The 20,399-nt window shown below is 72.1% G+C and carries 18 protein-coding genes; 5 read left to right on the forward strand and 13 right to left on the reverse strand.

Translation table 11 applies throughout. The features are described 5' to 3' along the window. Nucleotides 1-84: 84 nt before the first annotated feature. Nucleotides 85-1,671, reverse strand: coding sequence for a replication-associated recombination protein A (locus tag ACIA3K_RS18340; protein ID WP_396802367.1), 1,587 nt, complete (start codon nucleotides 1,669-1,671; stop codon nucleotides 85-87). A 75-nt stretch (nucleotides 1,672-1,746) separates the two neighbouring features. Next, entirely contained in the window at nucleotides 1,747-1,959 is a 213-nt protein-coding gene (locus ACIA3K_RS18345; protein ID WP_357133491.1) for a hypothetical protein, read from the reverse strand. Between the two features lie 567 nt (nucleotides 1,960-2,526). Between ACIA3K_RS18345 and ACIA3K_RS18350 the strand changes: the two genes are divergently transcribed. After that, complete coding sequence (locus ACIA3K_RS18350) at nucleotides 2,527-3,276, forward strand: GNAT family N-acetyltransferase (protein WP_396802369.1); 750 nt, start codon at nucleotides 2,527-2,529, stop codon at nucleotides 3,274-3,276. Nucleotides 3,277-3,402: 126 nt separating this feature from the next. On the opposite strand, the gene ACIA3K_RS18355 is transcribed toward ACIA3K_RS18350, so the two are convergent. The 4 genes from ACIA3K_RS18355 to aspS all read right to left on the reverse strand — a co-directional run bounded on the left by ACIA3K_RS18355 (nucleotide 3,403) and on the right by aspS (nucleotide 8,260). Further along, nucleotides 3,403-4,839, reverse strand: coding sequence for an MFS transporter (locus ACIA3K_RS18355; protein ID WP_396802370.1), 1,437 nt, complete (start codon nucleotides 4,837-4,839; stop codon nucleotides 3,403-3,405). 46 nt (nucleotides 4,840-4,885) lie between these two features. Next, entirely contained in the window at nucleotides 4,886-5,488 is a 603-nt protein-coding gene (locus ACIA3K_RS18360; protein WP_396802372.1) for an ArsR/SmtB family transcription factor, read from the reverse strand. Nucleotides 5,489-5,552: 64 nt separating this feature from the next. Then, complete coding sequence (locus ACIA3K_RS18365; protein WP_396802373.1) at nucleotides 5,553-6,362, reverse strand: SDR family oxidoreductase; 810 nt, start codon at nucleotides 6,360-6,362, stop codon at nucleotides 5,553-5,555. Nucleotides 6,363-6,454: 92 nt separating this feature from the next. Next, nucleotides 6,455-8,260, reverse strand: a complete 1,806-nt coding sequence (gene aspS / locus ACIA3K_RS18370) for an aspartate--tRNA ligase (RefSeq protein WP_396802375.1) — start codon at nucleotides 8,258-8,260, stop codon at nucleotides 6,455-6,457. Nucleotides 8,261-8,414: 154 nt separating this feature from the next. Between aspS and ACIA3K_RS18375 the strand changes: the two genes are divergently transcribed. Further along, on the forward strand, nucleotides 8,415-9,131 hold the full coding sequence (locus tag ACIA3K_RS18375; RefSeq protein WP_396802377.1) for a DUF998 domain-containing protein: 717 nt from the start codon (nucleotides 8,415-8,417) through the stop codon (nucleotides 9,129-9,131). Nucleotides 9,132-9,194: 63 nt separating this feature from the next. Here the strand turns inward: ACIA3K_RS18375 and ACIA3K_RS18380 are convergent, their stop codons facing one another. Together ACIA3K_RS18380 and ACIA3K_RS18385 are read right to left on the reverse strand one after the other, a co-directional pair. Further along, a complete protein-coding gene (locus ACIA3K_RS18380; protein ID WP_396802379.1) occupies nucleotides 9,195-10,238 on the reverse strand; it encodes a S1 family peptidase in 1,044 nt (347 codons plus the stop codon). 289 nt (nucleotides 10,239-10,527) lie between these two features. Continuing rightward, nucleotides 10,528-11,004, reverse strand: coding sequence for a winged helix-turn-helix transcriptional regulator (locus tag ACIA3K_RS18385; protein WP_396802381.1), 477 nt, complete (start codon nucleotides 11,002-11,004; stop codon nucleotides 10,528-10,530). Nucleotides 11,005-11,059: 55 nt separating this feature from the next. On the opposite strand from ACIA3K_RS18385, the gene ACIA3K_RS18390 reads away from it, so the two are divergent. Then, on the forward strand, nucleotides 11,060-11,566 hold the full coding sequence (locus tag ACIA3K_RS18390; RefSeq protein WP_396802383.1) for a PaaI family thioesterase: 507 nt from the start codon (nucleotides 11,060-11,062) through the stop codon (nucleotides 11,564-11,566). Nucleotides 11,567-11,702: 136 nt separating this feature from the next. Here ACIA3K_RS18390 and ACIA3K_RS18395 read toward each other — a convergent pair whose 3' ends face one another. From ACIA3K_RS18395 to ACIA3K_RS18405, 3 genes are all read right to left on the reverse strand, one after another. After that, nucleotides 11,703-12,644: an acyl-ACP desaturase gene (locus tag ACIA3K_RS18395; RefSeq protein ID WP_396802385.1), complete on the reverse strand. Its 942-nt coding sequence runs from the start codon at nucleotides 12,642-12,644 to the stop codon at nucleotides 11,703-11,705. A 71-nt stretch (nucleotides 12,645-12,715) separates the two neighbouring features. Further along, the gene (hisS, locus tag ACIA3K_RS18400) at nucleotides 12,716-14,044 is read right to left on the reverse strand and encodes a histidine--tRNA ligase (protein ID WP_396802386.1); all 1,329 of its coding nucleotides are present in this window, start codon (nucleotides 14,042-14,044) and stop codon (nucleotides 12,716-12,718) included. Between the two features lie 72 nt (nucleotides 14,045-14,116). Continuing rightward, nucleotides 14,117-14,827: an MBL fold metallo-hydrolase gene (locus ACIA3K_RS18405; protein WP_355053632.1), complete on the reverse strand. Its 711-nt coding sequence runs from the start codon at nucleotides 14,825-14,827 to the stop codon at nucleotides 14,117-14,119. Between the two features lie 266 nt (nucleotides 14,828-15,093). Between ACIA3K_RS18405 and ACIA3K_RS18410 the strand changes: the two genes are divergently transcribed. Beyond that, nucleotides 15,094-15,966 carry a peptidylprolyl isomerase gene (locus ACIA3K_RS18410; RefSeq protein WP_396802388.1) on the forward strand — a complete coding sequence of 291 codons (873 nt, stop codon included), beginning with the start codon at nucleotides 15,094-15,096 and terminating at the stop codon, nucleotides 15,964-15,966. Nucleotides 15,967-16,026: 60 nt separating this feature from the next. Then, nucleotides 16,027-16,866, forward strand: coding sequence for a peptidylprolyl isomerase (locus ACIA3K_RS18415; RefSeq protein WP_355053634.1), 840 nt, complete (start codon nucleotides 16,027-16,029; stop codon nucleotides 16,864-16,866). A gap of 66 nt (nucleotides 16,867-16,932) precedes the next feature. Here the strand turns inward: ACIA3K_RS18415 and ACIA3K_RS18420 are convergent, their stop codons facing one another. Both ACIA3K_RS18420 and ACIA3K_RS18425 read right to left on the reverse strand, forming a co-directional pair. Further along, nucleotides 16,933-19,452, reverse strand: coding sequence for a RelA/SpoT family protein (locus ACIA3K_RS18420; RefSeq protein ID WP_396802389.1), 2,520 nt, complete (start codon nucleotides 19,450-19,452; stop codon nucleotides 16,933-16,935). Nucleotides 19,453-19,698: 246 nt separating this feature from the next. Then, on the reverse strand, nucleotides 19,699-20,265 hold the full coding sequence (locus tag ACIA3K_RS18425; RefSeq protein ID WP_396802390.1) for an adenine phosphoribosyltransferase: 567 nt from the start codon (nucleotides 20,263-20,265) through the stop codon (nucleotides 19,699-19,701). Nucleotides 20,266-20,399: the final 134 nt, after the last annotated feature.

The following is a 20,399-nucleotide window of genomic DNA, read 5'->3' on the forward strand; positions in this document are numbered from 1 at the left end:
GGCCTCGACCCCAGCGGCGGCCCTTGGCGCGGGGATCACGCCGCTCGTCCGGGCCCTCGTCGGGGCGGTCGGCACCACGCGATCTCACTGTTGACCCTCTCCTGCGGCGTTCGTGCCGCCGTCCTGCGTCGTAGCGGCACCGTCCACACCCGTGACCGCCCGGCCGTTCCGACCAGCAAGCGCCGTCGCCGGCTGCGGCGTTACCGGTCCCCCGGCGGCCGGAGCGGCTGTCGCGGGCGGTTCAGCGGCCTCGGTCGCCCTGGCGGCCGGGCTTTCCGGGCGGGCCGGTGGGACCGGCAGCCCGCGTACGATCCGGCGCAGCAGCGGCAGCCGCGTCGCCACGGACCGTTCCGCCCCGTGCGGGCCGGGCTGGTAGTAGTCGACGCCCACCAGGTCGTCGGGGACGTACTGCTGGGTGACCACACCGCGCTGGTCGTCGTGCGGGTAGCGGTATCCGGTGCCGTGGCCCAACCCGCGGGCGCCGGCGTAGTGCGCGTCGCGCAGACCCCGGGGCACCGCCCCGCCCCGCCCGGCCCGTACGTCGGCGATGGCGGCGCCGATCGCGGTGGTGGCCGAGTTCGACTTCGGCGCGGTGGCCAGGTGGATCACGGCCTGGGCCAAGTTGAGCTGCGCCTCGGGCAGGCCGACGTACTCCACCGCGTGCGCGGCGGCGGTGGCCACGCTCAGCGCGGTGGGGTCGGCCATGCCCACGTCCTCGCTCGCGAAGATGACGAGTCGTCGGGCGATGAACCGGGCATCCTCCCCGGCGACCAGCATCCGGGCCAGCCAGTGCACCGCGGCGTCGACGTCCGAGCCGCGCATGCTCTTGATGAAGGCGCTGATCACGTCGTAGTGGGCGTCGCCGTCGCGGTCGTACCGCACCGCCGCCACGTCGACCGCCTGCTCGGCGGTGGCCAGGTCGATGCGCTCGACGCCGAGGGCCGTGGCGGAGGCCGCCGCCGCCTCCAGCGCGGTCAACGCCTTGCGGACGTCACCGGCGGCGAGCCGGACGAGGTGGTCCTCGGCATCCGTGGCCAGGGTGAGCGCGCCGCCCAGGCCGCGCTCGTCGGCGACCGCACGGCGCAGCAGGAGGCGTACGGCGTCGTCGTCGAGCGGTTGCAGGGTGAGCAGCACGCACCGCGAGAGCAGAGGTGAGATGACCGAGAAGTACGGGTTCTCGGTGGTCGCCGCGAGGAGCGTGACCGTCCGGTCCTCGACGGCGGAGAGCAGCGAATCCTGCTGGGTCTTGCTGAACCGGTGCACCTCGTCGATGAACAGCACCGTCTGCGGCCCGCCGGAACGGCGCTGACGACGGGCCGTCTCGATCACCGCGCGGACGTCCTTGACGCCGGCGGACAGCGCCGACATGGCGACGAAACGGCGGTCGGTCGCGCCGGCCACCAGGTGCGCGATTGTCGTCTTGCCAATGCCGGGCGGCCCCCAGAGGATGACCGACATCGGCGCACCGCCGGACACCAGTTGCCGCAGCGGCGCGCCGGGGGCGAGCAGGTGGTCCTGCCCGATCAGCTCGTCCAGGCTCACGGGTCGCATGCGGACAGGCAGGGGCGAATCGTCCGCTACCGGAGTGAAGCCGTCTACACCGGCGGGACCCTCGGGCGCGCCACGCGACCCGGTGGGGGCACCGAGGGAGAAGAGAGCGTCGGACTCCATCACGAAGACAGTACCGGGCCCGACCCGAGACGCCGGAATCGCGCTACGGGCCGGGCCACCGCTGATCGGTCTCGGTCAGCCACGACCAGGACGACGACCCCGGTACCAGCGACCGCCGCCACCGCCGCGCGGCCCGCTGCCGACGCCGCCCAGGTAGAGCGCGAGCAGGAAGAGGCCGATGAGCACGAGGGTGTTCCAGTTGAACAGGTCGGGCGCGCCGAAGTTGGTGTCGAACAGGTCAATCAGCAGGGCGAAGCCAAAGACGATGGCCGCGAGAATGGCGAGCATGTCGGTCCTCCGGTGGGGGTTCCCAGTAGGTCGGCGCGTGATGTACCCAATCGGTCGACTCGCCAATCTCCACCGTGGATCGGGTCCATACACCGCCGGCCGGTCGCCGCTCACCTGCGGGCTGGGCCGATCGCAAGATCGCGCTGGATCCTGGATGTAGTTGTCTCCTCGACGTGCCGATGCCACTGGATCCAGGATCGAACGCGATCTTGCGGGGGTGGGCCTCGACCCGGGTCGGCCGCCTCGCGCTCGCCGCCGCTAGTTCATCGCGGGTCGTGCGTCGGCCGGGCACCGTCATCAAGATCCGCACAACTTCAGGGATGCTGCTGCTTCCGCCGCGGCTGAGGCAACAACATCCCCGAAGTTGCGCGGACCTTGGGCGCGGGGCGGGCGCGTCGAGGCACGGGCACGGGCGCGGGGCGCGGCACGGGCACGGGCGCGGGGCGCGGCACGGGCACGGGCGCGGGACGCGGCACGGACACGGGGCGGGCGCGGGGCGCGGCACGGGCGCGGGGCGCGTCGCCGGCCTGGCGCGGTCGCCGGCACGCCGGCTCCTAGGCTGGCCGAGTGATCATCGAGACCCAGGCGCTTCACGACCGGGCCACGATCCTGGCCGCCGTGGGCGGGCACCCGTTCGTCCGGCACTCGCTCTCGCCGGGCACTCCGGCGCGTGGCTGGCAACGCGACGGCGCCGTGCTGTGGTTGTTGCCACCCGAGCGCGGCTTCGGCGCCGACGCCGTGGGTCCGGCCGGGCCGGTACTGGACCTGTGCGCCACGCTGGTCGCCGAGGGCCTGCTCCGGCCGGAGAACCGGCTACACCTGCCCCGATTCGACCCTGCCCTGGCGGTCGGGCGGGTGGCGGTGGCACAGCACGTCGACTGGGACTTCCACTGGACCACCGTCGCGCCGCCGGAGCAGCCCGACGAGCAGCGGGTCGTTCGGCTGACCGACGCCGACCGCCCGGAGCTGGAGGCGCTGGTCGACGAGGCGTTCCCGACCACCACCACGCGGCCGGGTGACCCGACGGTCGTCGACTGGTACGGCATCCGGTCCGGCGACCGGGTGGTGGCGTGCGGCGCGGACCGCAGCCGGGGAGACGTCGGCTTCCTGGCGGGCCTGACCGTCGCCCCCGACGAGCGGGGCCGAGGGCTGGGCGCGGCGCTGACCGCCGGGATGACCCGGGCGCTGCTGTCCCGGCACGACACCGTCGCGCTCGGCGTCTACCCCGACAACGTCCAGGCGGTACGGCTCTACCGGCGTCTCGGCTTCACCAACACCCTGCCCCGCACCTCGATCCGCCTCGGTTCCGAGCGCTAGGGCCCGTTTCACAAGGGCGGTCGAGCCGGGGCGGCGATCGAAGGCGAGGTGAGGTCCGGATACCGGTGTCGTATCCGGACGCCACCGCAACGCCGCCGTACGCCGTCCCGGCCGGCCAGCCAGTTCTTAAGGCCGCTCGACCGGCACTGCCGCCACGGCCGGGTCCACGCCACCACCCGTGGGGGCCACGCCACCACCCGTCGGGGCCACGCCACCACCCGTCGGGTCCGCGCCGTCACCGGCAGGGCCGGCGGGGTCCAAACCGCCGCGCGGGCCGGGCAGGCCGGGCGGATCCACAGCAACGCCGGGGCCGGCCGGGTCCGACACGGCCCGCCGGTCGGCCCGCCAGGCGGGCAGGTAGAGCGGGGCGGCGACGGCCAGCACTACCGCGCCGACCACCATCGCCGTACCCACGCTGGTGCTGGCCGCGAGCGCGGTCAGCACGACTCCGCCGAGCGCGGCGGCCGGTTGCCCCATCATCGAGTTCAGGGAGAGCACGCTGGTGCGGTACGGGCCGTCGACCTGGCGGTGCAGCAGGCCACTGTGCAGCGGGTTCGACGCGCCGTGCACGGTGTAGCAGGCCAGATAGGCGACGAGCACCCCGACCGGGCCGGCGAACAGGCCCATCCCGACCACCGTGACGCCCTGCAGGATGCGCAGCAGGGCCGCGCCCGGCGCCGCCCCGGGCCAGCGCAGCAGCAGCGGGGTCAGCGCCGCGCCGGCGGCGTTGGCGATCCAGGCGGCGGAGCTGGCCGGCCCGAGCAGCGCGGCGGCGCGTTCCGGGTCGCCGACCACCTCGGCGAGCCGGACCGGCAGCAGCGATTCGAAGGTGATCATGCCGAAGCCCCAGAACAGCTCCACCGCCACCAACGCGAGAAGTACCCGGGATCGGCGCAGCAGGCCAACCGCCTGGCCGATCATGCGGGGCGCCTGCGTCACCGACGCGCGCACCGCCGCCAGACCGGTGGCCGGACGCTCCTCGACCAGCAGGACCAGCAACGCGCCGAGCGCCACCGCCTGCGCGACGAGCGCGGCCAGCACCGGCACGGTGAGGGCGCTGACCGGGCCGAGCGGCCCGAGCGCGACGAGTCCACCACTGAGCAGGGCCCCGCCGCCGATGGCGATGCCGATGACGGTGCCGGCGTACCCGAGGCCCTTCTCGTACTCGGCCCGCGGGTCGGCGGCCAGCGTGGCGTCGACGTACCAGGACTCGAGGGGGCCGCTGTCGAGCGCCCGGTAGACGCCCTGCAGGGCCCAGACCAGGAAGAACAGCGCGAAAGAGTCGGCCACCGCGAACACCGCGAGGGCGGCGAGGTTGAAGACTCCGGCGGCGAGCAGGACCGGCTTGCGCCCGAGGGCGTCGGCGACGCCACCGGTGGGCAGTTCCAGCGCGAGCACCAGCAGTCCCTGTGCGGTGGTGACCAGGCCGATCTGCGGCAGCGACAGGCCGCGCTCCTGCATCAGCAGGATCATCACCGGGATCAGCAGGCCCGTGGGCAGCCAGCGCAGGCCGTACAGCGTGAGGTAGCGACGCCGGACCTGGCGTACGCTCAGCGCGCTCACGACGCCACCTGCGCTCGCGACTGCGGGGCTCGCGAACCCGGCTCACTCACCAGCGCTCCTCCAACCGCGGGAAGCCGGCGACGAACATGTGCACCGGCTTGACGTCCCCCTCCGGGGCGGGCTGGTCGCGGTAGCGCATCAGCACCGCCCACAGCTCGTCGTTGAGCGCCCGCAGCCGGGCCGGATCGAGCGGCAACACCAGGTCACCCATGCCGGCGGCGTCGCGCCACTCGCGGGACTGGTGGTGCTCGACGCCCATCCAGCGCTCGGCCAGTTCGGCCATCACCCGCACCTGGTCGGCTTGAATCCACTGCACGGCGGCCCGGGCGTCGGGGTCGTCGTCGAAGTCGGTGGGTTCGAAGTTGCTGATGTCGTGCGCGGCCTGCCACCAGCGCTGCCGGCCGCTGCCCCGCGCCGGGTCCTCGGCCACCAGACCCACCTCGGCGAGCTGCCGGAGGTGGTAGCTGGTCGCGCCGGTGTTGGTGCCCAGCTTCTCGGCCAGTGCGGTGGCGGTCGCAGGGCCGTCGACCCGCAGCGAGCCCAGCAGGCGCATGCGCAGTGGGTGGGCCAGGGTGCGGACCTGTCGGCTGTCGAGGTGGACCTGCCGGGGCTCGGGCGGCTTGTTCGCGGGACTGGGGTCGGCATCCATGCATGCACACTATCGCTGCACACTTCCTATGCACAAGAGTTGTGCATAGGAAGTGTGCAGGATGTCAGGCCAGCAGTTCCCGTACCCCGCGCAACCGCGTCCGCAGCAGACCGGCGGCGCGGGTGAAGTCGAGGCGTACGTCGCTCGGGCGCACCACACCGACGGCGGCGGCCGTGGTGGTCTTCAGCCCTGTCGCGTCCAGCCCGAACCGCTCGGCGACCAGCAGGCCCAGCTCGGCCCGGCTGACGGCGTCCGCGCCGGCCACGTTGAGCAGACCGGCGTACGACGAGCCGACCAGCTCCAGCACGGCGTCGGCCAGGTCGGTGACGTCAACCGGGCACCGGACCTCGTCGGTGAACAGGACGGCTCGCCCGGCGAGCGCGTCGCGGCAGAGCTGGATCTGCTTGCTGCCCTCCCCCAGGATCAGCGAGGTACGCACCAGCGCCGCGCCGGGATCGATCGCGCGCACGGCGGTCTCGGCCGCCGCCTTCGCGGCCCCGTACGCGTTGACCGGGCTGGGCGGATCGTCGTCGGCGTACGGCTGGGGCCGGCCGCCGTGCAGCGCGTCGCTGGACAGGTGCACCAGGCGTGCGCCCACCTCGGCGGCGGCGAGGGCCACGTGGGCGGCGCCGTCGGCGGTGACCGTCCAGTCGTCGTACCGGTAGGGGGTCGAGACCACGGCGTCCGGCCGCACCTCGGCGACCAGCGCGCGCACGGCGGCGCGGTCGGTCACGTCCAACCGTCGCGCCGCGACCCCCGGCACACCGACGTCACCGCCGTGGAACGTGCCGACGACCGATAGCCCCGCGCGTAGACCCCGCCGACAAACCTCCCGGCCGAGAAACCCACTACCCCCGACGACAAGTACCCGCATCTCCGCCCACTCCCCCGTTGATCAAGAGGTTCGCGTCATCTCACGGGGCGATGATGACGCGAACCTCTTGATCAACCAAAAACGGGGTGGGGCTAGACCGGGTCGGCCACCGGGGCGGCCGGGCCGGCGGTGCCGGTGTGGGCCGCAGGCGCGGGCTTGGGCTTGGCGTCGATGCCGGCCTCGGCGCGCTGCTGGCCCGTGATCGGCGTCGGTGCGCCGGTCAGCGGGTCGAAGCCGCCCCGGGTCTTCGGGAACGCGATGACCTCGCGGATGGAGTCCGCGCCGGCCAGCAGCATGCAGACCCGGTCCCAGCCGAACGCGATGCCGCCGTGCGGCGGTGCGCCGTACTTGAACGCCTCCAGCAGGAAGCCGAACTTGTCCTGCGCCTCCTCCGGGGTGATGCCCAGCAGGTCGAAGACCCGCTGCTGCACATCACCCCGGTGGATACGGATCGAGCCGCCGCCGATCTCGTTGCCGTTGCAGACGATGTCGTACGCGTAGGCGAGGGCCCGGTCCGGCGCCTCCTCGAACCGGTCCACCCACTCCGAGTTCGGGGAGGTGAACGGGTGGTGCACGGCGGTCCAGCCGCCCTCGTCCGTCTTCTCGAACATGGGCGCGTCGACCACCCAGCAGAACGCCCAGGCGCTCTCGTCGATCAGGCCGGAGCGCTTGGCGATCTCGATCCGCGCCGCGCCGAGCAGCTCCTGCGCCTCGCGGGTGGTCGTGCTCGCCGCGAAGAAGACCGCGTCGCCCGGCTTGGCGCCGACCGCGTCGGCGAGCCCGCCCAGGTGCTCGGCGGAGAGGTTCTTGGCCACCGGGCCGCGCGCCTCGCCGGTCTCGGCGTCCAGCACCACGTACGCCAGGCCCCGCGCGCCGCGCGCCTTGGCCCAGTCCTGCCAGCCGTCCAGCTCCTTGCGGGTCTGCGCCGCGCCACCGGGCATCACCACCGCGCCCACGTAACCGCCCGCGTCGATCGCGCCGGCGAACACCCGGAACTCGGTGCCGCGCAGGTAGTCGGTCAGTTCGGTCAGCTCGACGCCGTAGCGCAGGTCCGGCTTGTCCGAGCCGTACCGGGCCATCGCGTCGTGCCAGGTGATCCGCGGGATCGGTCGGGTGATCTCGTGCCCGGCCAGGTCCTTCCAGAGCGCCGAGACGATCGCCTCGCCGAGGTCGATCACGTCGTCCTCGGTGACGAAGGACATCTCGATGTCGAGCTGGGTGAACTCCGGCTGCCGGTCGGCGCGGAAGTCCTCGTCGCGGTAGCAGCGGGCGATCTGGTAGTACCGCTCCATGCCGCCGACCATCAGCAGCTGCTTGAAGAGCTGCGGCGACTGCGGCAGCGCGTACCAGCTGCCGGGCTGCAACCGCACCGGCACCAGGAAGTCGCGGGCGCCCTCCGGGGTCGACCGGGTCAGCGTCGGCGTCTCGATCTCCAGGAAGTCCCGCTCGTGCAGCACGCCCCGGGCGAGCTGGCTGGCGCGCGAGCGCAGCCGCAGCGCATTCGCCGGGCCGCTGCGGCGCAGGTCCAGGTAGCGGTACTTGAGCCGGATGTCGTCACCGGCCTCGACCTGGTCGTCCACCGGGAGTGGCAGCGGCGCGGCCTCGGAGAGCACCTCCAGCGCGGCGGCGGTCACCTCGACCTCGCCGGTGGGCAGGTCGAGGTTCTCGTTGCCCTCGGGGCGGCGGGTCACCTCGCCGGTGACCTTCACGCAGAACTCGTTGCGCAGCGCGTGCGCGTCCTCCTCGCGGAACACCACCTGCACGACGCCGGAGCCGTCGCGCAGGTCGACGAAGATGACACCGCCGTGGTCGCGCCGGCGGGCCACCCACCCGGCGAGCGTCACCGTCGAGCCGGCGTCCGCGGCGCGCAGGCTTCCGGCATTGTGGGTACGGATCACGGCTGGCAACTCCTCATCGTGGAACAGTCCTCACCCGCATTGTGTCAGGGGTGGCCGGTCCCGCTGGGGGGCACCCGTCAGGCCCGGGTGATTCGCTGGTGGGCGAGCCGGCGAACCCGGCTCGCCGGGGCGTGACGGCGGTTAACGTGGCCTGATGCGCGCCGTACCGAACTGGGGCGTCGCCACGGCGGTGGCCGCGCCGGTGCTGCTGGTGGGCGGTTGGACGGTGGCGGGCGCCCGGCAGCCCGTCGGGTACGACCCGATCCGGGACACCATCAGCGAACTCGCCGGGCACGACGCCACCGACGGCTGGATCATGATCAGTGCCCTGGTGCTGCTCGGGTGCTGTTACCTGGCGACCGCCGCGGTGCTGCACGCGGCGGGCCTTCCGAGTCGCTTCCTGCTCGCCGTCGGCGGCGTGGCCACCATCGCGCTCGTCGCCTTCCCCCGGCCGGCGGTCGGCGGCTCGCTCAGCCACGGCATCGTGGCGACCATCGCCGTCCTGGCGCTGGCGCTCTGGCCGGCCGGGTCGGCGCTGCGACTGTCGCGTGGCCCGGACGCCGCGCATCCACGGACGCCGCAACCGCCCTGGGCGTTCCGACGCGGCGTGGCGCTGAGCGCCACGCTGGTGCTGCTGGCGCTCTTCGGCTGGTTCGCGTTCGAGGTGACCAGCGGATCCCGCACCGGCCTGGCCGAACGGGTCACCGCGGTGGGCGTCTCGGTCTGGCCGCTGCTGGCCGTGTTGTCGGCCCGCCGGGCGCACCTCACGTGGGCCGCCGGGGCCACACCGCTCGCAGCGGCCCTGCCGGCGACCGGTGTCGTACCCCCGGATCCGCTGCTGCCGACGGACGGGCCCGACCGGCTCGCGTGAGCCGACCCGGACGCGCGACGCGGGCCGCCGGAGTGCCCCGGCGGCCCGCGTGCGGTACGTCGATCAGAAGACGCTGACGCCGTAACGGCTCAGGACCTCGGTGACCGGCTGGAAGAACGTGGTGCCGCCGCTGCTGCAGTTGCCGCTGCCACCGGAGGTGAGGCCGAGCGCGGTGCCGCCGGAGAAGAGCGAACCACCGCTGTCGCCACCCTCGGCGCAGACGTTGGTGCGGATCAGGCCGGAGACCGAGCCCTCGGCGTAGTTCACCGTGGCGTTGGTCGCGGTCACCGAGCCGCTGCGCAGGCCCGTGGTGCTGCCGGAGCGCTGCACCGACTGGCCGACCGACGCGTTGCCGGAGCCGGTGATGTCCCGGTAGCTGCCGTTGTAGAGGTAGACGTTGCCGGCGGCGTTCGCCGAGTTGCTGTGCCGCACGATGCCGTAGTCGTTGCCCGGGAAGCTGGTGCCGGTACGGGTGCCGAGCAGGCTGGTCTGGCTCGAGTTCGAGTACCAGTTGGTGCCGAGGTTGGTGCAGTGCCCGGCGGTCAGGAAGTAGTAGGTGCTGCCACTGCGCACGTTGAAGCCCAGCGAGCAGCGGTAACCGCCGGTGTAGATGGCCTGGCCACCGGAGATCCGGGTGCTCAGCACGCCGGCCTCGGCCTCGACCCGCACCGCGCCGTTGGCGCGAGCGGCAGCCGCCTTGACCCGCTCCAGCTTGGCGCCGGTGACGGTGCTGTCGACGGAGACGACCACCTGGTTGGTGATCGGGTCGCTCCACCAGGCGGTGCCCGGGATCTTCGCCGAACGCTCCAGCTCGGCGGTGGCCCGGTTGAGCTCGGCGGCGCCACGGGTGACGTACCGGACGCTCGCTCCGGCCTTGCTGACCGCGCTCGCGGCGGCCGCGTCGGTCACCGTGACGACGGTCTTGCCGCTGGCGTCGATGTACGAGCCGGCGGAGCGGTCGCCGAGCTGAGCGGAGAGGGCCGCGCCGGCGTCGGGCGAGGCGGCGGGGGCGGCCTGGGCGGGTGCGCCGATGAGCGAGCCGACGACCAGGGTTCCGCTCACGGCAACGGTGGCCGCAACGCGGAAGGAGGACCTCGTGGGTCGCATGTAACAAACCTCCTGGGCGGGGGAGACGGGTCTGGCCGGGGATGGCTGACCCGAGGGCAACCCGGCCGATCTGCGAAAACCGGTCGAGTGAACTGAAGTATTCACATACTTAAGATCATTGACAAGAGCTGGTTTCGCCCGAATTCGTCGACCACCATCGATGACACTGTCGCAACACCACTGACACGCTCGCGGGCACCTACCGTCACACCCCGACGATCGCTGGATCTCTTTCGGACACCACCCGACGACGACGGCGGTTGACGCCACAACGGGCGGTGCCGCGGCGTCAGGAGGAGCGGCGGTGCGCGCCGGGCCCCGGTCGGGGCAGCACGTCACGCGGGTCCCGCACCTCGTGCCCGTCGGCGCAGCGCAGCTCGGCGCGCACCTCGGCGCCGCAGTCGCGGTGCTCCACGCGCAACGGCGCGCCCTCGGCGTCGGCCAGGTACCTATCGCCCCACCCGAGCACGGCGACGAGCACCGGCCAGAGGGCGAAGCCCATCTCCGTCAGTCGGTACTCGTGGCGCAGCCGGCTGCCGGGCTCCCGGTACGGCTCACGACGAAGGACGCCCCGCTCGACCAGCAGGGCCAGCCGGTTGGTGAGAACCTGCCTGGGGATTCCGGTACGGACCCGCATGTCGTCGAAGCGCCGTACGCCGCTGAACACCTCGCGCAGCACCACCATGGTCCACCGCTCGCCGAGGATCTCCATTGCGCGGGCGATCGTGCAGTTCTCCACCGACCAGTCCAGTGCTGCGGGCCTCATCCGACCAGGCTAGGTCTCATTGACAGACTCAGCAACACCCTGCGAGGCTGCATCCATGACGCAGACTCAGGAGCCGGCGCGCAGCCGTACCTTCACCTGGTCGGACCCGGCCGCCAACGCGGCGCAGGTCGGTCAGCGCAGCGGCCTCGACATGCTTCGCGCGATGATCGCGGGGGAACTGGCCGCACCCCCGGTGATGCACCTGCTCGACATGGCCCGCATGGAGGCCGACGAGGGCCGCGTCGTCGTCGAGCTGACCCCCCAGGAGTTCCACTACAACCCGCTGGGCACCGTGCACGGCGGCGTCCTCTCGACACTGCTGGACACCGCCGCCGCCTGCGCCGTACACACCACGCTGCCCGCCGGGGTCGGCTACACCTCGCTGGACCTGAACGTGAAGTTCCTCCGGCCGGTCACCGTCGCGAGCGGCACGTTGAGCTGCGAGGGCACAGTCCTGCAACGCGGACGCCGCACGGCCCTGGCCGAAGCCCGCCTAACGGACGCGCAGAGCCGCCTGATAGCCCACGCCACCAGCACCTGCCTGATCCTCCCCCTCCCCTGACCCCCAACCCCCACCCCCGCGCCGTCGATCTTGCAGTTCCTGTCGCCGAAACGCGGGCTGTGCCCCGATTCGTGACCACAGAAAGTGCAAGATCGACGGGGGTGGGTGGGTGCGGGACGCGGGGTGGGGGTGGGGGTTAGCGCTGGGCTAGGCGGGCGGCTCGGGCGTCGCGCTTTTCTTCGAAGCGGGACGCCGCGCGGTCCAGGGCGTCGAGCTGGGTGGCGAGTTGTTCCCGGGCGGCTTCGCCGTCGGCGTCGAGGCCGGTGACGTTGAAGACGTCCCACTGGCGCAGCACCGGCTGCAACACCTCGTCGCGGTGCTGGCGCAGGTCGTAGATGCCGGCGAGGGCGATCGCCACCGACTTGCGGGCGAAGCCCTCGATGCCGTTGCCGGGCATCTGGAAGTCGGCGACGACATCGGCGACGGCCCGCATGGCCTGGCTCGGGGCCAGCTCGAACGCGGCGGCGAGCAGGTTCCGGTAGAAGACCATGTGCAGGTTCTCGTCGGCGGCCACCCGGGCCAGCAGCGCCTCGCAGGCGGGGTCGCCGGTGGCCTTGCCGGTGTTGCGGTGCGAGATCCGGGTGGCCAGCTCCTGGAACGAGACGTACGCCAGCGAGTGCAGCACCTCGTCGCCGTGGGCGTTGGTGTAGCCCTCCGACATGTGCGTCATCCGGGCCCGCTCCAACGCCACCGGGTCGACGGCGCGGGTGACGGTCAGGTAGTCACGGATCGCGACGCCGTGCCGTCCCTCCTCCGCGGTCCACCGGTGCACCCAGGTGCCCCAGGCGCCGTCGCGGCCGAACAGGGTGGCGATCTCGTGGTGGTACGAGGGCAGGTTGTCCTCGGTCAGCAGGTTCACGATCAGCGCGGTGCGGGCCACGTCCGGGATCGTCGAGTCGGTCGGCGACCACGCCTCGCCACCGAGCGGCCCGTCGAAGGTGCGCCCCTCGCTCCACGGCACGTACTCGTGCGGGAACCACTCCTTCGCCAGCGAGAGATGGCGGTCCAGGTTGCGCGCGACTACCGGCTCCAGCTCGACGAGCAGGGCGGTCTGGCTGAGTGTGGTGCTCACGGTCACGAAGAACTCCCTACGGTGGCGTAACTTACGCTACCGTAGGTCCCCGCGACCGATAGCGCCAGTGGAAGCGCTCAGTTCACCGCCGGCCGGAGGTCACCCGCCGGTGGCGCCCAGGCCTGCGCGTCGGCCGTCACCTGCTCACCGGAGCGGATGTCCTTCACCTCGTCCGCCGCGCCGTCGGCCCCCGGGAACCAGACGTACGGGATGCCCCGCCGCTCGGCGTACCGGATCTGCTTGCCGAACTTGGCCGCGCTCGGGGACACCTCGGTGGCGATCCCCCGCCGACGCAGCTCCGCCGCGATCCTGTCGCTGGCCGCACGCTGCTCCTCGTCGGCGAGCGCCACCAGGACACAGGTGGGCACCGAACGGGAGACGGTCAGCTCCCCCGCGCCGAAGAGCAGCCCGAGCAGCCGGGTCACCCCGATCGAGATCCCCACACCGGGGTACGAGACCGCCCCCGCGCTGGCCAGGTTGTCGTACCGGCCGCCGGAGCAGATCGAGCCGAACCGCTCGTAGCCGCGCAGCTGGGTCTCGTAGACCGTGCCCGTGTAGTAATCCAGACCGCGGGCGATGCGCAGGTCGGCCACGCAGAGTCCGGGCGAGTGCCCGGCCGCGGTCTCCACCACCCGGACCAGCTCGTCGACGCCCTCGTCCAGCAGCGGGTCGGTGACCCCGAGCGCGCGTACGGCGTCGGCGAACGAGGCGTCCGGCGCGGAGATCTCGGCCAACGCGAGGCACGCCTTGGCCTGCGCCTCGCTCGCCCCCGCGGTCTCGGCCAGCAGCTCGACCACCTTCGCCGGGCCGATCTTGTCGAGCTTGTCGACGGTACGCAGCGCCGCCTCCGGGTCGGTCACCCCGATGCCCCGGAAGAAGCCCTCCCAGATCTTTCGGTTGTTCACCTGGATGGTCACCGGCGGGATGGGCAGGGCGCGCAGGGCGTCCCCGATGACCAGCGGCATCTCCGCCTCGTGGTGCGGTGCCAGGGTGTCCCGGTCGACGATGTCGATGTCGGCCTGGACGAACTCCCGGTAGCGGCCCTCCTGCGGCCGCTCGCCGCGCCACACCTTCTGGATCTGGTAACGACGGAACGGGAAGGTGAGCTTGCCGGCGTTCTCCAACACGTAGCGGGCGAACGGCACGGTCAGGTCGAAGTGCAGCCCGAGCTGGTCGTCACCACCGGCGCCCTCGGCGTCGGCGTGCAGCCGCCGGATCACGTAGACCTCCTTGGAGGTCTCCCCCTTGCGCAGGAGCTGGTCCAGCGGCTCCACCGAGCGGGTCTCCAGCGGGGCGAACCCGTACAGCTCGAAGGTGTCCCGGATCTTGTCGAGCACGAACTGCTCGATCATCCGCTGACCGGGGGTCCACTCCGGGAACCCGGAGATGGGCGTGGGCTTGCTCATCGCGTACTCCTTGCGGTTCCGCGCCCGTGGCGCGGTGGTGTCGTGGGTCCGCGCGCGGCGCGGACGAATGATCTAGAAACCCCGGGTGGGCGCGGCCGGCGACGTGCCGGCCACCTCGACGAGGTACGGGTTGCTGGCGCGCTCGCGGCCGATGGTGGTGCTCGGGCCGTGGCCGGGCAGCACGACGGTGTCGTCGGCCAGCGGAAGGATCTTGTCGCGCAGGCTGGCGAGCATGGCCGGCATGCTGCCGCCGGGCAGGTCGGTGCGGCCGATCGAGCCGGCGAAGAGGACGTCACCGGAGAGGCAGATCTCGTCCGCCTCCCAGCCCGACCCGGCGCCGGGCAGCCGGAACAGCACCGACCCGCCGGTATGGCCCGGTGCGTGGTCGACGGCGATCTCCAGGCCGGCGAGCGTGAGGGTGGCGCCGTCGGTCAACTCGGCCACGTCCTCCGGCTCGCTGTAGCTCAGCCGGCCGCCGAAGAGCGACGTCAGGTCGGCCGAGAGGCCCTTGGCCGGGTCGGCGAGCATCTCCCGGTCGCCGGGGTGCACGTACGCGGTGATCCCGCGGGCGTCGCAGACCGGCGCCACCGAGAACGTGTGGTCCAGGTGGCCGTGAGTCAGCAGCACGGCGGCCGGATGCAGGCGGTGCTCGGCGAGCAGCGCGTCGAGCTGGTCGAGCACCCCGATGCCGGGGTCGACCACCACGCACTGCTCCCCCGGCGCGGTGGCGACCACGTAACAGTTGGTGCCGAAGGCGTCCGCGGGAAAGCCGGCCACGAGCACGGGCGCTGTCCTCTCCGTCGAGCTGTCGTCCTGCCCAGCAGCCTATCGGGCGGGCCGAGCGGGTTTGCCGCGTCCGTCCCCCACGCCCCGACCGGCACAGTGACAACTTCCGATAAACGCTGCTCGGGGCAGGGTGGACCTCGTACACCACATTCCCAGTCACTAGCCGTACACTCTGGCGGGCGTGTGGCGCGGCACACGCGACGCCCGGACAGGCCGGGAGAGCCGGCCGCCGGTGACGATCAGGCGAAGAAAGGGGAGCACCTGTGGCTTCCAGCAGGGACCGGCAGCGCAAACTGGCGCGGGCCAAGCTCGACCGGCAGCTGGCACGCCGAGCGGCCGCCACACGGCGTCGTCGGCAGATCCAGGCCGGTGTGGGCGCCTTCCTGGTCCTCGCGGTGATCGTGGCCGGCTCGGCCTGGGCGCTCGGTGCGTTCGACTCCGACCCGAAGCAGAACGCGGCGGCCGAGGACACCTGCCTCTGGACCCCGCAGGACGCGACGGCGAACACCAACCTCAAGGACGTCGGCACGCCGCAGACCAAGGGCCTGCCCACCGACGGCACCCGGCCGATGACCGTCACCACCAACCAGGGTGCGCCGATCACCGCCGAGCTGAACCTGACCAGCTCGCCGTGCGCCGCCGCGAGCATCGCCCACCTGGCGGGTCGGTCGTTCTACGACAACACCAAGTGCCACGAGATCACCACCGACGGCGCGCTGCGCTGCGGTGACCCCAGCGGCACCGGCCTGGGCGGGCCCACCTACTCGTTCTACGACGAGGACGTGCCGACCGCGCCGTCGCCCTCGGCCAGCCCCGCGCCCGGACAGCCGCCGACGTACCCCAAGGGCACCGTGGCGATGATCTCCAACCCGCCGGGCACCAACGGCAGCCAGTTCCTGATCTTCTTCAAGGACTTCACCACGGCGGACCCGAAGTACCCGGTGATCGGCAAGGTCACCGGCGGCCTGGACGTGGTGGAGAAGATCGGCGCCCAGCCGACCGTGGACAATGGGACCGGGGCGAAGGTCAAGCCCAAGACCGACGTGGTGATCCAGAGCCTCACGGTCGGCGAGCCGGTCACCGGCGCGGCACCGCCGCCGTCCGGCGCCCCGGCCACCAGCCCGAGCGCCGGCTGACCGGTCGCCCCAACCCACCTTAAGCGGCACCCCGCAGCAGACAGCCAGGAGGATCCAGGCGTGACGTCCACCAGAGAGCGGCAGCGCGCGGCGGCACGCGCCCGACTCGAGAAGGAGATGGCCGAGCGCTCGGCCAAGGCCCGCAAACGCCGCCAGACGCAGGCGATCGTCGGCGCCGCCGCCGTGCTGGTGCTCGTGGTCGCCGGGACCGTCTGGCTTGCCACGACCCTCGGCGGCGACGACGACAAGGACAAGAACGCCGCGTCGGCGCCCGGGGCGTCCGAGTGCGTCTACAACGCGATGCCGGCCGACCAGCGGTCCCCGCAGATCAAGGACGTCGGGGTACCGAGCAACCAGCAGTCCGCCAGCGGTGTGCAGACCATGACGATCGACACCAACCTCGGCCCGATCACGGCCAAGGTCGACCGTTCGCAGGTGCCCTGCACCGCGGGGGCGTTCAGCCTCCTCGCCGAGAAGAAGTTCTTCGACAACACCAAGTGCCACCGCCTGGTGACCGAGGGCATCAAGGTGCTGCAGTGCGGTGACCCGAGCGCCACCGGCAAGGGTTGGCGCGACACCGACGGCACGGGTGGCCCGAGCTTCCGGCTGCCCGAGGAGAACCTGCCCACCGACAAGCGCCCGCCGTACCCGGAGGGTGTCATCGCGATGGCCAACTCCGGTCAGCCCGGCAGCACCGGCAGCCAGTTCTTCATCGTGTACGGCGACTCGCCGCTCGACCCGGCGTACACCGTGCTGGGCACCGTCACCGGTGGTATGGACATCGTCAAGGACGTGGCCAAGGCCGGCGACGACGGGGCGTTCGCCCAGCAGGCCGGTGGCGGCCACCCGAAGAAGGAGGTCGTCATCAAGACCCTCACGATGAGCGCGCCGCAGGGCTGACGCCCGCCAGCATGACGAAGCGCCCGCCGGCTCAGCCGGCGGGCGCTCTCGTATGCGGGGTACGCGTCAGGCGCCGGAGGTCACCCGGTACGCGTCGAACACGCCGTCGACCTTGCGAACGGTGGCCAGCAGGTGGCCCAGGTGCTTCGGGTCGGCCATCTCGAAGCTGAACCGGCTGACCGCGACCCGGTCACGGGTGGTGGTGACGGTCGCGGACAGGATGTTCACCCGCTCGTCGGAGAGCACCCGGGTGACGTCGGCGAGCAGCTTGTGCCGGTCCAGAGCCTCGACCTGGATCGCCACCAGGAACGTGGAGGCGGACGTGAGCTTCCAGCTCACCTCGACCACCCGCTCGGCCTGCGCCCGCAGGTCCTCGGCGTTGGCGCAGTCGTCACGGTGCACGCTGACCCCACCGGAGCGGGTGACGAACCCGAACACCGAGTCCGGTGGCACCGGGGTGCAGCAACGCGCCAACTTGATCCAGACGTCGCTGACGCCCCGGACCACCACGCCCGGGTCGCTGCTGCTCTGCCGGCTGCGCGGCGGCCGGGTGGCGACGGCGGTCTCGGCGATGTCCTCCGCCGCGCCCTCCTCGCCGCCGTAGGCGGCCATCAGCTTCTGCACCACCGACTGCGCGGAGACCTGGCTGTCGCCGACGGCCGCGTAGAGCGACGCCACGTCGGCGAGGTGCAGGTCCCGGGCGATCGACATCAGCGCGTCGGAGGTGAGCATCCGCTGCAACGGCATGCCCTGCTTGCGCATCGCCTTGACGATCGCGTCCTTGCCGGCCTCGATCGCCTCCTCGCGCCGCTCCTTGTTGAAGTACTGGCGGATCTTGGTGCGGGCGCGCGGGCTCTTGACGAAGCCCAGCCAGTCCTGCGTGGGGCCGGCCGTCTCGGACTTCGACGTGAAGATCTCGATCACGTCGCCGTTGGACAGCGTCGACTCCAACGGCACGAGCTTGCCGTTGACCCGCGCGCCGATGCACTTGTGCCCGACCTCGGTGTGCACCGCGTACGCGAAGTCCACCGGCGTCGACCCGGTCGGCAGCGGGATGACGTCACCCTTGGGGGTGAAGACGTACACCTCCTGGCTGGACAGGTCGAAGCGCAGCGCGTCCAGGAACTCGCTCGGGTCGGCGGCCTCGCGCTGCCAGTCCAGCAACTGCCGCAGCCAGGTCATCTCGTCGATGTGCGCCGGCGGGCCGACCACCGGGGTGCCCTTGTGCTCCTTGTACTTCCAGTGCGCGGCGATGCCGAACTCGGCGGTGCGGTGCATGGCGTACGTGCGGATCTGCATCTCCACCGGCTTACCGGTGGGCCCGATGACCGTCGTGTGCAGCGACTGGTACATGTTGAACTTGGGCATGGCGATGTAGTCCTTGAACCGACCCGGCACCGGCTGCCAGTTGGCGTGGATGACTCCCAGCGCCGCGTAGCAGTCCCGCACCGTGTCGACCAGGATCCGCACACCGACCAGGTCGTAGATGTCGTTGAAGTCGCGACCCCGCACGATCATCTTCTGGTAGATCGAGTAGAGGTGCTTCGGTCGGCCGGTCGTCTCCGCCTTGATCTTGGCGGCCTTGAGGTCGGTGCCGACCTTCTGGGTGACCTGCCGCAGCAACGACTCGCGCTGCGGCTGGTGCTCACCGATCAGCCGGTTGATCTCCTCGAACCGCTTCGGGAAGAGCGTGCCGAAGGCCAGATCCTCCAGCTCCCACTTGATCGTGTTCATACCGAGGCGGTGGGCCAGCGGCGCGAGGATCTCCAGGGTCTCCTTGGCCTTCTGCTCGCGCTTCGGCGCCGGCAGGAAGGACAGGGTACGCATGTTGTGCAGCCGGTCGGCCAGCTTGATCACCAGCACCCGTGGGTCCTTGGCCATCGCCACGACCATCTTGCGGATCGTCTCGGCCTTGGCCGCGTCGCCCAGCTTGACCTTGTCCAGCTTGGTGACGCCGTCGACCAGCAGAGCGACCTCGCCGCCGAAGTCGGCGCGCATCGCGTCGAGGGTGTACTCGGTGTCCTCGATCGTGTCGTGCAGCAGCGCGGCGACCAGCGTGGTCGTGTCCATCCCCAGGTTGCCCAGGATGGTGGCCACGGCGAGCGGGTGCGTGATGTACGGATCGCCGGACTTGCGGTACTGGCCGGAGTGCCACCGCGCGGCCGTGTCGAAGGCACGCTGGAGCAACCGCGCGTCGGCCTTCGGGTGGTTCTCCCGGTGGCTGGCGATGAGCGGTTCCAGCACCTCGCTGACCTGCGAGGTCTGCCAGGGCGCGTTGAACCGCGCCAGGCGGGCGCGCACCCGTCGACCGGTAGGCGCGTTGGAGAACCCGAAGCCGCCGCTCGGCGACGGGTCGACGTCCGTCGGGAACGGAACCACGACCCCGTCCGCGCCGGGCGACGCCTCGACGGCGCTCGCCGTGACCTCGGTAGGAGCCGTCACGCTGTCGGCAGGAGCGCTGCCGGAGCCGTTGTCGGTGCCCGTCACCCGGGCCGGCGCGTCGCCGTTCCGGTCGGTCACCGAGCCGTCAGCGTCGCCTGTGGGGTGCACCGTGCCCTCCGCCGGAGGGACGACATCGTGGGACACCGGCCTCCTCACCGCTCGCCGGAAACACGCCGGCCGTGTGTCGGCCGGCCTGGTCTCGCGTCGCCGGACGGTGTACCGCCGGCGTCAGCAATGGGCAATGCTACCCGCACGGACGGTCCCCTGCCGCTCCGCCGGACGGTCGACGCCCGAGCGGCCGGCCCGACCGGGCATCGGCTCGGCCAGTCGGCACGGCCGGTCGGCACACAGCGTGGGCATACCATCGTCCCGGCGCCGGCGCGATAGCGATCAAACGGTCAGCAGGGCATGGACCGGACGCGGTGACAGTCGCTCCCGCGCGCCCAGGAAGGCAAGCTCCAACAGTACGGTGAAGCCCGTCACCGTACCGCCCGCGCGCTCGACCAGGTCCAGCGTCGCCTCGGCGGTGCCCCCGGTGGCCAGCACGTCATCGACGACGAGCACCCGGTGGCCGGCGGTGAAGGCGTCCTCGTGCACCTCGAGCGTGGCCTCGCCGTATTCGAGGGCGTACGAGACCGAGTGCGCCGGGCGGGGCAACTTGCCGGCCTTACGCACCGGCACGACACCCACCCCGGCCGCGTACGCGACGGCCGCCGCGACGACGAACCCCCGCGCCTCGATGCCGACCACCACGTCGAACGCGTCCCGCCCGTGGTACGCGACGATCCCGTCGACAACCTCGCGGAACGCCTTCCCGTCGGCGAACAGCGGCATCAGGTCCTTGAACAGGACACCGGGCTTCGGGAAATCCGGTACGTCCAGCACCCGGCTGGCCACCAGTCGGGCGGCCTCCGGGCCGCTGTCCCCGCGCGGGGCGCTGCTGTGGGTTTCCGTCACGGCTGTTGCGTTCCCTTCCAACGACGACGGCGTCCGGCATGCTGCTCGCACAGACACCCCCACCCACCCCGAGCGCGGTGAAGCCACCCACCCCCCCCCCCGCGGCCCCCCCCCCCCCCGCGCCCGGGGCCCCC

The sequence above is a fragment of the Micromonospora sp. NPDC051543 genome, from assembly GCF_044454415.1.
Taxonomy (GTDB): domain Bacteria; phylum Actinomycetota; class Actinomycetes; order Mycobacteriales; family Micromonosporaceae; genus Micromonospora.